The organism is Chitinophaga polysaccharea (genome assembly GCF_007829335.1).
GTDB classification, from domain to species: Bacteria; Bacteroidota; Bacteroidia; order Chitinophagales; family Chitinophagaceae; genus Chitinophaga; species Chitinophaga polysaccharea_B.
Genome location: NZ_VIWO01000001.1, coordinates 1 through 13,547, shown reverse-complemented (window position 1 = coordinate 13,547; position 13,547 = coordinate 1). Strand labels below are relative to the sequence as shown.

Genomic DNA, 13,547 nt, shown 5'->3' with positions numbered 1-13,547 from the left:
GTAATAATGGAGACGTAAAGGTAGGAGAAATATTGTATCAAGGGATGCAGGAAATTGTATTTAGTAGTGTTGATATGGCAATCAATTACCTACATCCCTTGAAAAAATAATATATTACTGCAGTTCGATCTGGTTTTTCAGGAGGTCTTCCAGGGTATCGCGTCTGCGGATCAGGTGCGGTTTACCCTCTTTCACCAGTACTTCCGCCGGTTTCAGGCGGGAGTTAAAGTTGGAAGACATTTCAAAACCATAGGCGCCGGCGTTATAGAACACCAGGTAATCGCCTTCTCTCACTTCGTTAATTTTCCTATCCCATCCGAAGGTATCTGTTTCGCAGATGTTTCCCACTACGGTATAAATCCGCTCCGTGCCTTTAGGGTTGGAGATATTGCGGATCAGGTGGAAAGCATCGTAAAACATAGGTCTGATCAGGTGGTTAAAGCCGGAGTTCACCCCTACAAATACATTGGCCGTAGTTTGTTTGATCACATTAGCTTTTACCACGAAGTAACCGCACTGGCTTACCAGGAACTTTCCTGGTTCAAACCAGAGCTGCAGCGGACGTACGTATGTTTTGGCGAAATTGTTGAATGCTTCGCTCAGTTTTCTACCAAGCAGATCAATATCGGTTTCCGGGTCGCCTTGTTGATAAGCCACTTTAAATCCGCTGCCCAGGTCAATAGATTCCAGGTCGGGGAAGTGTTGTACCATTTCCAGCATTACTTCAACACCACGCAGGAACACATCTACATCTTTGATTTCGGAGCCGGTGTGCATATGGAGGCCCGTTACTTTCAGCTTAGTAGAGTTGATAATACGTTCGATATGGCGCATCTGGTGGATGGAGATACCAAACTTGCTATCAATATGGCCGGTAGAGATTTTGAAGTTACCACCTGCCATGATATGTGGATTCAGGCGGATGCAGATCGGGTAGCTGCCGCCGAACTTGTTCCCGAATTGCTCCAGGATAGACAGGTTGTCGATGTTGATAATTACGCCCAGGTCTTTCGCTGCAATAATCTCTTGCAGGTCTACACAATTGGGGGTAAAGATGATATTCTTAGGATCAAACCCGGCTTTCAGGCCCAGTTGTACTTCCTGGATGGATACGGTATCGAGGCCGCAACCAATAGAATTGACGTACTTAAGGATATTGATGTTGGTCAATGCCTTACAGGCGTAGAAAAAGCGGGTGTCGGCCTTATGAAATGCCTTTTGCAGCTTTTCATATTGAGTTTTAATCTTTTCCGCATGGTATATGTATACCGGGGTACCAAATTCTTCTGCTATTTTCACCAGGAAATCGGCAGCAAGTACGTCGCTTTGTTTAGGCATTGATAATCCTTAGTTTAAGAATGAGGTGGCAAAATTACTACGCAAAAGTGAGAAAATGTAGAAAAATGCGTTGGGGTTACAAATGTACCAGCCGGAAATAAAGAATCGTCTCCTTGAAAAAGATAAAATTATATTTTGTTTTAATGTGTGAGTCTGCTGTAGTAACAGAAATATTGACGCTATTCCTCGTCTCCTTCCATGAATCCTTCTATACTTCTGCGGTCTTTCTTGGTAGGGCGGCCAATCTTACTCTGGCGCTTACCAGTCTGGAATACAGATGGAACGTAGGCAGGGGCGAGTTTATCTTCGTCGGGGGTATTATCTGTATAATATTTAATGGCCTCTGAGTAGGCTACCCGGTTGGAAATGATGCCTACTACTTCAATCACCCACTTGCGGGCTTCTCCCCTGATTTCGAATTTATCGCCTATGGATACAGGCTTGGCGGCTTTTACGGAAGAACCGTTCATTTTTACTTTACCGCTATCGCAGGCATCGGCAGCCTGGCTGCGGGTTTTAAAAACTCTGATCGACCAGAGATATTTATCAACGCGTACTTTTTCAGTGTTACTCATGTGATAAGCTTTTAACGTTTAGCCTACGCAGCCCCCGCTATCGGTGGGAGCTGCGTAGCCAAAGGCTATTTCTTCGCCAGTTCCGCAAAGTACTTGTGGAAGTACGGAATGGTTTCAATGCCTTTGTAATAGTTTGCTAAACCATACTTCTCGTTGGGAGAATGCAGGTTGTCGCTGTCGAGGCCAAAACCCATCAATACTGTTTTCAGTCCCAGTGTTTTTTCAAACAAAGCTACGATTGGAATGCTACCACCACCACGAACAGGGATCGGCGCTTTACCAAAGGTAGTATTGATGGCTTCATGGGCTGCTTTAAATGCAATAGAATCAGTAGGCGTTACATACGGACTACCACCATGATGTTTGGTAACTTTCACTTTTACACTCTTAGGCGCAATAGCTTCAAAGTGTTTGGTGAACAGGTCCGATATTTCATGCCAGTCCTGGTTAGGCACAAGGCGCATTGATATTTTTGCAAATGCTTTGGAAGGCAATACGGTCTTGGATCCTTCACCGGTGTAGCCACCCCAGATACCATTCACTTCCAGGGTAGGCCGGATGCCGGTTCTCTCGATGGTGCTATATCCTTTTTCACCCCACACATCAGCGATGCCCAGGTCTTGCTTGTACGCTGACTCGTCGAATGGAGCGGCATTAAGGGCTGCTCGTTCATCGGCACTCAGTTCCTGTACTTTATCGTAAAAACCAGGGATGGTAATGTGATTGTTTTCGTCGTGCAGGGAAGCGATCATTTTAGCAAGGATAGTGGCCGGGTTGGCTACGGCGCCACCATATACACCACTGTGCAGGTCGCGGTTAGGGCCGGTTACCTCTACTTCCATATAAGCCAGGCCACGCAGACCGGTATCAATGGAAGGCGTATCCAGGCTGATCATGGAAGTATCTGAAATCAATACTACATCTGCTTTCAGGCGCTCTTTATTTTGCTCCAGGAAAATACCCAGGTTAGCGGAACCTACTTCTTCTTCTCCTTCAATCATAAATTTGATATTACAGGGAATAGAGTTGGTTTTGTGCATGGTTTCAAATGCTTTTACATGCATGTAAAACTGGCCTTTATCATCGGCGCTGCCGCGGGCATATATATTACCGTCTTTGATAACGGGTTCAAACGGACCGCTATGCCACAGTTCCAGTGGATCTGCCGGCTGTACATCGTAGTGGCCATATACCAGTACGGTAGGTAAGGAAGGATCTATTATCTTTTCTCCATAAACGATAGGGTGACCTGCAGTCTGACACACTTCTACTTTGTCGGCGCCTGCTTCCTGCAAACGCTGTTTCACCGCTTCTGCGCAACGCTGTGTATCTCCATTAAAACGGGAGTCGGCACTCACAGAAGGAATGCGCAACAATTCCAGTAATTCCTCCAGGAAACGATCTTTATTCTCTGCCTGGTAATCTTTCCAAACTTGCATGTTTCAGGTATGATTAAGTTTACAATGTGGTGCAAGTTAACGGAAAATCAACATTCAGAAATTCGGTGCCAGGGGATTTTGATAAACGGAAGCCAGCAGATACAGGCACATAAAAAACTGGCCTGCTTCAGCTGGAAGCAAACCATTCAAGTCACCGCAGCAGGAAATAATCAGGAAATTAACTTCTGTCTTACAAGGAATTCCAGTTGCTGGTTTACGTCCAGCAGTTTGGCGGTCAACTCTTTGTTTTCTTTACGGAGCGCATATACCTCATAAGCTTTGTCAATATTATGCTTCAGCTCCTCTTCGTTCCAGGGTTTGGAGAAATACTTATATACCTGTCCTTTATTGATGGCGTCTACCACCGCGTTAATGTCGGCATAGCCAGTGAGTAACATGCGGATGGGTTCGGGGTACTTTTCCAGTATCGACTCAAAAAACTCAATCCCGGTGGTTTTAGGCATGCGCTGATCCGAGATGATGATGTGAAATTCCTGCTCTGCCAGTAACTTTTCTGCTTCTTCTGCAGAGGTGGCAGTTACCACGTGGTACATCCTTCTGAATGAAGCTTTAAAGGCATTCAGATTGTGTATTTCATCATCAATATAGAGTATATGGATTTGTTGTGCACTCATTTAAGCAGACTTAGTTCCAAGTTATTGATAATAAATGAGTTAGAAACAATGAAACTTTTAATATCGATTTTGTATCCATTCTGCCTCATTCACCCTAAAATCATATTGTAAAACGTTCAACGTTTATTACTTAGCAAAGGTACATATAAACATACTGTTTTATAACGAATATTTCAAGGATGACTGAACTTTTTTAAAAAATTGCGGTTTCCTTATCCAATAGCTATTTAGTGGCTGAGTTTCCATATTTTCGTGTAGGCGTGAAAAGAGTGGTTTTACCGCTTTTTCAATTGTCTTTACCGGTGAAAACAACTAGTTACACCGGCAATGCGTAAAATGGGAATACGTTTTGCTCATTTGCCGGCACTTAAAATTCTAAATTTAATCCAGATGAAAAAAGGAGTTATTGTTATTGTAGTACTCGTAATTCTAGCTATGGCAGGTTGTGGTGGTTGTAACAAGTACAACGGATTGGTGAAGCAGGACGAAAACGTGAAAAATAAATGGGGAGTGGTACAAAGTAGCTACCAACGCCGGGCTGACCTGATTCCTAACCTCGTAGCTACTGTAAAAGGTGCTGCCAACTTTGAAACTGAAACACTGGAAAAAGTAATCCAGGCCCGTGCCAGCGCTACCCAGGTAAAGGTAGACGTAAATGATCTGAGCCCGGAAAAAATACAACAATACCAGGCTGCTCAAGGCCAGTTAAGCCAGGCACTCGGTCGCTTGCTCGCCGTGTCTGAAAGCTATCCCGATCTGAAAGCAAATGCCAACTTCCAGAACCTGCAGGTACAACTGGAAGGCACTGAAAACAGGATCAACGTAGCCCGGAACGATTTCAACCAGGCGGTAAACGGATATAACAGCTCTGTACGTACCTTCCCCGGTAATATTATTGCCGGCATCGCTGGTTTCAAACAGAAAGGTTATTTCGAGGCGTCAGCCGGTGCTGAGAATGCCCCACAGGTGAAATTCTAATACTATCTAAATAAAGGCTCCCGGCCGGCTGCATTTCTTTTTGATTTGTTGCCGGCCGGTCCCCCAAAAATACCAGGCATGCGCTTATTTCCTTTTAAAAGAAAAGAAATTTTTTCCGAGCCGGAGAAGAACAGGTTAGTGCAGGCAATACGGGTAGCCGAACGGCTTACCTCCGGCGAAATCAGGTTGTTCGTGGAAAGCCACTGCAGCTACGTAAACCCGATGGATAGGGCCAAAGAAGCCTTTGCGTCGCTCGACATGGGAAAAACGCGGTTCCGCAATGGTGTATTAGTATATGTGGCCATTAAAGACCGGCAGTTTGCCATCCTCGGCGATCAGGGAATTCACGAAAAGGTAGGCGATGACTTTTGGGCAAAAGAAGCAGCACTCCTCATCAGCCATTTCCAGGATAACCGCATTATTGATGGCATTGAAGCCTGTATTGAGGAGATAGGAAGCTCGCTCCGTACTCACTTTCCGCACGAAGCCGGCAACGACGAGAATGAACTACCCGATGATATCGTCTTTAATATCTGACGACCACTCTTTTTAACGATTTTAGCTTTGATACAATGAGGATACTACGCTGGTTTTTACCGGGATTATTAATGATGGCAGGTTTGCTGGCAAATGCCCAGAATATACCGCCCCGGCCTAATCCTCCAACTTTAGTCAACGACTTTGCAGGCGTACTACTGAAAAATGAAGATGATGCGCTCGAACAAAAGTTAGTCACCTATTATGACAGTACCTCCACCCAGATCGCTATCGTTACCCTCAAATCTGTGGGTGAGTACGACATCAGCCAGGTGTCGTTAAAAATTTTACGCGATTGGGGAATTGGTACAAAAGGTAAGAACAATGGAATACTTATTCTTGTTTCAATTGAAGACAGGAAGATCAGGATTGAAACAGGCTACGGCATGGAAGGCGTTGTGCCGGATGCAATCGCCAATGATATCATTAACCAGGCCATTAAACCCAATTTCCGCGAAGGACGCTATTATGAAGGATTGAATGCGGCAGTTGATGGGATCATCAAAGCAGCAGCGGGAGAATACAAGGCCGATCCACGGCAAAGTAAGCCTGGCATTAGTCCCGGGGGCGTTTTTCTGCTCATCCTGTTGATTGTCATCATCGTTTCACTTATTAGTCGCGGTGGCGGTGGTGGCGGTGGTGGAACCACTTATAACAGACGTGGTGGCTGGATTTGGCCAGTGATCGGTAGCGGTATGTTTGGCGGCGGCGGTGGAGGCGGCTGGTCCGGTGGTGGAGGCGGAGGCGGCTTCGGTGGCTTCGGAGGAGGTTCCGGAGGTGGCGGAGGTGCCAGTGGTAGCTGGTAAAGCTTGAAAATTATTTTATGTCATACCTGAATGTGCTAAATGGAGATGCTATCCTTACCTTGTTCCGGCAAAGCAAGGTGCCGGGAGAAGTGGTAGTATGCCGGGAAATGATGTGCGAAGGCAAAGTAAAGTATACAAAAGACCTCGCCGAGTTTTTTGAAAGCAGGGCCAAACACCTCGAATATCAATACGGTATTGATAAACATACTTATTATACGAATGTAGTGCAGGAGCTGGAGAAACTGGATTCCTCCGGCTCCGCTATAGATGAAATTATACTCTGGTTTGAATACGACCTGTTTTGCCAGGTCAATATGATATTCCTTCTCCACTATATCAGCGTTAAGCTTCCCCATGCGCCGCCTATCAGCATTGTGGATCTGCCACACCACCCATCACCGGAAATCCTGGCCCAGGTGTTTGAACAACGGGTGCGGCTAAACGCCGATGACCTGGCACTGGCAGCCGACGTTTGGGATGCCTGGTGCCAGCATTCGCCACAGGAGCTGGAACGTATCAGTAAAAGATCTCCCGGTAATCTCCGGCATCTGCCGGCAGCTATTATAGCCCACCTGAAAAGATTTCCGGACAGTATCACCGGCCTGAGCGTGATCGAGAGCTATTTCCTGCTTCGCCTGGCCCTGGGCAGTTATCGCTGGTACGATTTGTACACGCTTTTCTGGAGTGAACTGGAGATCTTTGGCTTCACCAATTTTCAGCTCGATATCCTGGTAAACCGCATGGTACGCGCCGGCGTGCTGGAAGAAAATGACCAGATGCTGAAGATAACCAGCCTGGGGAAGGAAATATTGAATGAGGAAGAAAACTACCTCGATTATTGTTCGCTGGAACACCGCTGGCTGGGCGGCGTTCGGCTCTCCGATAGCACCTGGTGCTGGGATCATGAAACACAGGCCCTGGTAAATGTAGAAAGGTAGTATCCTGACATCGCTATAAAAAGATCGGGGGAGATGAAAGCGGCCAGCCGTTTCCATCTCCCCCGATCTTTTTATAGTAATATTATTTACTCTTTAATAGCAGTTCTGATCGTTTCTGCCGTTTTACGCAAATAGTCTGCCTGCTTAGTCAACTCATCCTTGTTGGCGCCACTAACCGCGGTTGCCTCCTGGGCTTTGTTTTTGCTGATTTCCTGCATCCAGTTGCTGATGTAGGTGTTTACCTGCGGATTGTTGAACTGGGCCGTCATGGCTTTCACCTGGTCTACTCCTTTAATTACCGCATCGGTATTGCTGATCTTGGATAAGAAACCCAGGTAATCGAAGGCCGCATTCAGCTTATCCTGACCGCTGGTTTCATCAAATTTGATAGCTACAAAACCGATATCTGCTGCATTCCCTTTTCTTGCGTACACACTGGCAATAGCGCCTACCAGTTTACCTTTTGTATCGCTTTCCAGTTGCTTGGCAATGGTATATGCTTTATCCAGGTCCAGTGCGGATAAGCCTTCCAGGCCGGCAGCTTCTACGCCATAGGATTTGTCTTTGGTGGCTGCTTCAAACAGTGGCGCATACTCGGTGCTCTTTAACTCTGCCAGTTGTTGCAATGCAGCGGCCCGTACCAGGGCGCTGGGGTCGTTCTTGGCCAGTTCTACCACAATAGACAATGTGGCTGCTTTCACAGCGCTGTTGCTCAGGTTCAGCTTACCGATGGTGTAGCTTCTCAAGCCATGGTACTTATCTTTTAAGGCAGCTTGTAACAGCTTCACAGCATCCGGGTTGGAAGCCTGCGCATCTCCTGCTTCATCGATAGCCTGGCGGCGATCCAGGTAGTTAGGCGCATGGGCGTATTGATAGAGGTAAGTGCTGAAGGAGCGGTGATCGTCTACTTTAGACAATATCACTTTATCTGCATCTACATTTACCAGGTCAGGCTTAGTGGAATAGGCATAAGTAAATGAATCTACCCTGTTTTCCATGAAGATATTATGACGGGTTACTTTTCCATTCTCATAAATATCAACGGCCATAGGGATTTGCCATACTTTAGCCTCTTTTTGAATCTGTTGTAAGATAACGGTCACTGTTTTAGCAGCGTCATTGTATTTATAACTGATATCGAGTTGTGGAAAACCTTTACCGAAATACCACTCATTGAAGAACCAGTTCATATCACGGCCCGTTACTTCTTCAAAGGCCAGGCGTAGCTGATGCGCTTCTGTTGCTTTGAAGGCGTTGGTTTTCAGGTACAGGTTCAGTGATTTAAAGAAAGCGGAATCGCCTACCGCATAACGTAACATGTTCAGGATACGACCTCCTTTCTGGTAGGTGATCTGGTCAAACATGTCTTCCCGGTCGCGGTAGTGAAAGCGTACCAGGTCTTTGTCGCCGGAATATTGTACCATCGACATATAAGACTGCGCCGCTTCCAGGCTATGCTCATCTGCCGCATCTTTACCGTATTGATGTTCCAGCCACAGGTATTCGCTGTAATCGGCAAAAGATTCGTTGACGGTCAGGTTGCTCCAGGACTCGGCGGTAGCGAGGTCGCCAAACCAGTGGTGAAACAGCTCGTGCGCAATAACGCATTCATTATAGTTGTTGTTGTCGAGCAGTTCCCGGTCTGTTTTCTGCATGAATTCACCATGCAGGGTAGCAGTGGTATTTTCCATAGCGCCTGAAACGTAGTCACGGCCGGTAATCTGTGAATACTTCACCCAGGGATAATCATATCCCAGTATTTTGGAATAGAAGGTGAGCATTTCCGGTGTATTGCCAAAGATATTTTTAGCATATTTCTCAAAAGGCTTCTCTACGTAGTAGTTCACCTCTTTCCCGCGCCAGCTGTCTTTTACAATAGCATAATCACCTACAGCCATCATAAAAAGATAAGGAGAGTGGGGGAGATCCATTTTCCAGGTATCGGTACGGGTGCCATCGGCATTGCGTTTCTGGCTTACCAGCTTACCATTGGAAAGGGTCACATATTTATTTTCCACCGTCATGCTAATTTCCTCAGTACATTTCTGGTTGGTTTTATCGATGGTAGGAAACCAGGCGGAAGAGCTTTCAGTTTCGCCCTGGGTCCAGATCTGGATGGGCTTATTGGGATCTTTTCCATCGGGATTAATAAAATATAATCCTTTGGCATCGCTGATAGCCGCGCTGCCCTTCACTTTGAGCTCATCGGGCTTGGCGGTATAGTTAATATGTATAATGTAAGATTCAGTTGGCTTATATTGCTTGTCCAGTGCGATGTGCAGCTGCATGCCATCGTAGCTGTATTTCAGGGGATTATTTTTACCAGCTTTTACCAGGGCCACTTCCTTGATATCCATGCCTTTGGCATCGAGCGTAAGGGAATCGGCGGCATAGAAGTGGGGTTTCAGGGTAATCCAGGCCTTACCATACAGGTATCTTTTGGCATAGTCAAAACGTACATCCAGCTTGGTATGTACCAGATCGTTCACTTTAGTGGCAGCAGCGCGGTAGATTTTTAGTACGGGGTCGTCCTGGGCAGCTTTCTCAGACTGAGCCATCAGGGAATTTGAAAATCCCAGTCCGGCCATTCCTCCAATCAGCATTCCTATAAGGGATTGCTTCAGATGTTGATTCATGTAAAAGATGGTTTTAAACAAATGTATCGGCTTGACCGATTTTAAAGAGCCAAATTTAAACAAATGGGCTAAATATGAGGTAAGTGGTTAAAAATGCTATTTTTGTTATGGTTACTGGCCAATAAAACAGCATTATGATCAAAGCAATAGTGAATGGCAAATCTACATTTGCCGTGAATAATGATACCAAGGTTACCATCGACAACCAGGCAGTAGATTGGTCGGCCGCGCAACTACCCACCGGCGATTACAGCGTTATTATGGATGGTCATAGCTACCAGGCGCAGGTATTAAAGGTGGAGAAAGACACTAAAACAGTGGTATTACAAGTAAACCAGCAGGTGTTCGAAGTCGTTATTGAAGAACCGATCGATCAGTTACTGGCCTCTATGGGCATCAAAGATGCCATGACCAGGAAGGTGAACGATATTAAAGCGCCCATGCCAGGACTGGTACTGAAGGTACTGGTAACTCCGGGGCAGACTATCCATAAAGGCGATCCGGTATTGATCCTGGAGGCTATGAAAATGGAAAATGTATTTAAGGCCACAGCAGATGCGGTCGTGAAAGAAATAAAGGTGGCAGAACGCACCGCCGTGGAAAAAGGCGAGGTGCTGATCGTGCTGGAATAATATTTGCACAGGGACAGTTTTTTTATACCAATCTATAGTATGCATCTCAGATTCAGGACAGTAACATTCGTTTGGGTGTGTCTGTTACTTTGCAGCCAGGCATGGGCGCAGGTACAGCATCACTACGTATATATTCAGAGCGAGAAGGGGCAGCCATTTTATGTAAAGCATAATGGCCAGGTGTTGAGTTCCACGGAACGAGGCTATATTATCCTGCCACAGCTTAGCAGCGGAACGACCCCTATTACCGTGGGGTTCCCGAAAAATGAGTCGCCTGAAGTGAAGTTTGACCTGAGGATCGCTAAAAATGATCAGGGCTTCCTGCTAAAGAAATCAGGGGATGCCGCTTATTCATTATATGATCTGCAGTCATTCCGCGAAATAAAACCAGAGGATGGCACTGCGGTGCAAACCGTTGCCGCCACTGAAACGCCAGCTCCGGCCACGCCAGTAGAAGCAGATACAACAGCGCCTGTTCCGGATACCGCCAAAAAAGAAATGATGGCTAACCTCCAGAAAGACCTGGAAACCACTTTTGCAGATAAAGCAGTGGTAACTGGCCCGAATAAGCCCGCTAACCCTGTGAAACCAACTACCAATAAAGGGAATAGCTTTTCGTCTGCTTTAGATAAAGTGGTGGTAAGCGGAGATGATAGAAATGAGCCGGAACCGGAAGTAGCCGCCACGCCAGTGCCTGCGCAGCCTGCAACAGCATCTGTTTTGGACGGGCCGGAAGTGAAGAAAAGCAAGGGCCGGAAACATAAAGGCGCCCGGGAGCCGTTAACAGAAGAAGAACAGTCGCTCCTCACCGAAGTGATGGCAGAAGAGAATAGAACCGCTGCCAGCGAAGCCGCTGCTGCGGATGCCGCCAAAACCGCTACAGAAGAAGCTCCTGTAAAGAAACAGAAGAAGCATAAACAGAGAGAGGGAGATCCTGATTTTATCGAGTTCCAGGATGATAAATCACAAGCAGCTCCTGTTGCTGCTAAAGACGCCGCCGCAGCTGCGCCAGTGGTGGTAGAAGTTCCGGTGGAAGCAACACCTGTACCTACGGAAGATCAGCCTGCCCGCAAGAAGAAGAAACGGAGTAAAATCTTTGATGATACGGAACATCCTGCCAACGTTATTACGGATGATTCCAGCGGTTATGGCGTAATGGCTCCCCGTGCCGACGAAGCGCCGGTAAAGAGCAAGAAGAAAAAGAAACATAGCGATGAGGCGGAAGTGGATGCTGCCGGAGCTCCGGTAGGTGCTGCAGTGGCTGCCGAAGAGCCTGTGGCTAAAAAGAAATCTTCTGACACCCGCTTGCTGAATTCAGATTGTACAAATATCATGGATGAAGCTACCTTCCGTAAAGTACTGCGCAAGTTTGCTGCCGCCAAAACAGACAATAGCATGATCGACGTGTTTATGAAACAAACACGGAACTATTGCCTGGAAACAGCACAGGTGAAAACCCTGGCTTCCCTGCTCACGGCCGACGATACCCGCTATCGGTTACTGGATGCGGCTTATCCCAAAACATATGATACCGAAAAATATGGTTCACTGGAGAATATCCTGATAGATGATTACTACAGGGGAAGATTCCGGGCCATGCTGCATAAATAGCCGGTAGTAGCCACATTATATTGTTACGGAGTTGTAGGTAGACAGATAACGGATCGTCTGCTCACAACTCCGTAATTCATTATTGGTAATTCGTAATTCTTTATTTTCGCCCCCGATATGAACAGGTACTTTATAGAAGTGGGTTACAATGGGGCGCAGTACAGCGGCTTCCAGGTGCAGGAAAATTCACATACCGTGCAAGCGGAAATAGACAGGGCTTTGAGCCTGTTGCTGAGAGATGCCATCGCGAGCACGGGTTCCAGCAGAACGGATGCCGGCGTAAATGCGCGGCAAAACTTCCTGCATTTTGATACGGAAGTGCCGTTGCACCCACAGTTTTTATATAAGGTTAATGCCATCCTGCCGGATGATATCGTGTTGAAAAGAATATACCAGGTACCTCCGGATGCTAATTCCCGCTTTGCTGCCCTGGCGCGGTCGTATGAGTATACTTTATATACGCATAAAGACCCGTTTATGAAAGACAGGGGCTACTTCTTTCCTTATAAAATGGATATTGCTGCATTGCAGGAAGCTGCTGCGGTGATTAAAACCTACAGTGACTTTACCACGTTCTCCAAGCGCAATACCCAGGTAAAGACGTATATATGTAAGATAATGGAGTCTTCCTGGACAGTGGAAGGCGAACGTATAGTCTATAACGTTACCGCTAACCGTTTCCTGCGCGGAATGGTGCGTGGCCTGGTAGGTACTATGCTGAGAGTAGGGCGGGGAAAGCTTTCCATGGATCAGTTCCGGGAAGCGATAGAGAGTAAAGACTGTACAAAAGCCGACTTTGCAGTGCCTCCCCAGGGGCTGTTTTTAATGAATGTACAATACCCGGAAGGGCTTTTGACCCCCATTACGTTTATTCCCTGATAATTATTTTTTACCCTACAACCCTTTGCAGCAAAGGGTTGTAGGGTTTTGTTTTAAAATAAGCCAATAAAAAAATTGGAAGTGTGAAAAAAGCGCCTACCTTTGCGCTCCGCTTTGATAGAAAGCACGTACAAAAAGCTCTTTCACACACATCATTTCCCACTGATTTTTATAGCGATACAGTAGCAGTTGTTATTGGTAAATTCGGAAAATAAAATTTAAAAAATCTTTAAAAAGATTTGGTGAAAATGAAAAGTTTGCTACCTTTGCAACCCCAACGATAACGGGGCAACAAACGGAAAGCGAAGTTGAGAAAATTGAAATGAAAGATGTTCGGCCAAAGGGCCACTGGGATCGGATCTCACACATCGGCAAACAATCTTTAGAGATTGACAAGTTCTTTGAAAGAATGGAAACAACAGCACGAATCTAAGTAGTGATGCTTAGATTCAAACACAGGTAATGTTAAAGCTAAACATAATTTAAAACGATCCGATTGATTTCGAGAGAAATTAGTCAGTATCAAAACTTCTTTACAATGGA

At 46.1% G+C, this 13,547-nt stretch carries 12 protein-coding genes; 7 read left to right on the top strand and 5 right to left on the bottom strand.

The genetic code is table 11. The features are described 5' to 3' along the window. Window positions 1-114: 114 nt before the first annotated feature. The 4 genes from lysA to FHW36_RS00045 all read right to left on the bottom strand — a co-directional run bounded on the left by lysA (window position 115) and on the right by FHW36_RS00045 (window position 3,987). Entirely contained in the window at window positions 115-1,338 is a 1,224-nt protein-coding gene (gene lysA / locus FHW36_RS00060) for a diaminopimelate decarboxylase (RefSeq protein ID WP_145660292.1), read from the bottom strand. A 179-nt stretch (window positions 1,339-1,517) separates the two neighbouring features. Continuing rightward, complete coding sequence (locus FHW36_RS00055) at window positions 1,518-1,913, bottom strand: RNA-binding S4 domain-containing protein (protein ID WP_145660289.1); 396 nt, start codon at window positions 1,911-1,913, stop codon at window positions 1,518-1,520. Between the two features lie 65 nt (window positions 1,914-1,978). Next, complete coding sequence (locus tag FHW36_RS00050) at window positions 1,979-3,352, bottom strand: dipeptidase (RefSeq protein WP_145660286.1); 1,374 nt, start codon at window positions 3,350-3,352, stop codon at window positions 1,979-1,981. 170 nt (window positions 3,353-3,522) lie between these two features. Then, entirely contained in the window at window positions 3,523-3,987 is a 465-nt protein-coding gene (locus tag FHW36_RS00045; protein WP_145660283.1) for a response regulator, read from the bottom strand. Window positions 3,988-4,377: 390 nt separating this feature from the next. Between FHW36_RS00045 and FHW36_RS00040 the strand changes: the two genes are divergently transcribed. The 4 genes from FHW36_RS00040 (at window position 4,378) to FHW36_RS00025 (ending at window position 7,246) form a co-directional block, all read left to right on the top strand. After that, window positions 4,378-4,965 carry a LemA family protein gene (locus FHW36_RS00040; protein ID WP_145660280.1) on the top strand — a complete coding sequence of 196 codons (588 nt, stop codon included), beginning with the start codon at window positions 4,378-4,380 and terminating at the stop codon, window positions 4,963-4,965. A gap of 78 nt (window positions 4,966-5,043) precedes the next feature. Next, window positions 5,044-5,502: a TPM domain-containing protein gene (locus FHW36_RS00035; protein WP_145660277.1), complete on the top strand. Its 459-nt coding sequence runs from the start codon at window positions 5,044-5,046 to the stop codon at window positions 5,500-5,502. Window positions 5,503-5,537: 35 nt separating this feature from the next. Next, entirely contained in the window at window positions 5,538-6,308 is a 771-nt protein-coding gene (locus FHW36_RS30910) for a TPM domain-containing protein (protein ID WP_186452253.1), read from the top strand. 17 nt (window positions 6,309-6,325) lie between these two features. Continuing rightward, window positions 6,326-7,246 carry a hypothetical protein gene (locus FHW36_RS00025; RefSeq protein WP_145660274.1) on the top strand — a complete coding sequence of 307 codons (921 nt, stop codon included), beginning with the start codon at window positions 6,326-6,328 and terminating at the stop codon, window positions 7,244-7,246. An 86-nt stretch (window positions 7,247-7,332) separates the two neighbouring features. Here FHW36_RS00025 and FHW36_RS00020 read toward each other — a convergent pair whose 3' ends face one another. Then, on the bottom strand, window positions 7,333-9,882 hold the full coding sequence (locus FHW36_RS00020) for a M1 family metallopeptidase (protein WP_145660272.1): 2,550 nt from the start codon (window positions 9,880-9,882) through the stop codon (window positions 7,333-7,335). Window positions 9,883-10,016: 134 nt separating this feature from the next. On the opposite strand from FHW36_RS00020, the gene FHW36_RS00015 reads away from it, so the two are divergent. From FHW36_RS00015 to truA, 3 genes are all read left to right on the top strand, one after another. Continuing rightward, entirely contained in the window at window positions 10,017-10,514 is a 498-nt protein-coding gene (locus FHW36_RS00015; protein WP_145660269.1) for a biotin/lipoyl-containing protein, read from the top strand. A 39-nt stretch (window positions 10,515-10,553) separates the two neighbouring features. Then, the gene (locus FHW36_RS00010) at window positions 10,554-12,125 is read left to right on the top strand and encodes a DUF4476 domain-containing protein (RefSeq protein ID WP_145660267.1); all 1,572 of its coding nucleotides are present in this window, start codon (window positions 10,554-10,556) and stop codon (window positions 12,123-12,125) included. A gap of 117 nt (window positions 12,126-12,242) precedes the next feature. Then, window positions 12,243-13,004: a tRNA pseudouridine(38-40) synthase TruA gene (truA, locus tag FHW36_RS00005; RefSeq protein WP_145660264.1), complete on the top strand. Its 762-nt coding sequence runs from the start codon at window positions 12,243-12,245 to the stop codon at window positions 13,002-13,004. The last annotated feature ends 543 nt before the right edge of the window (window positions 13,005-13,547 follow it).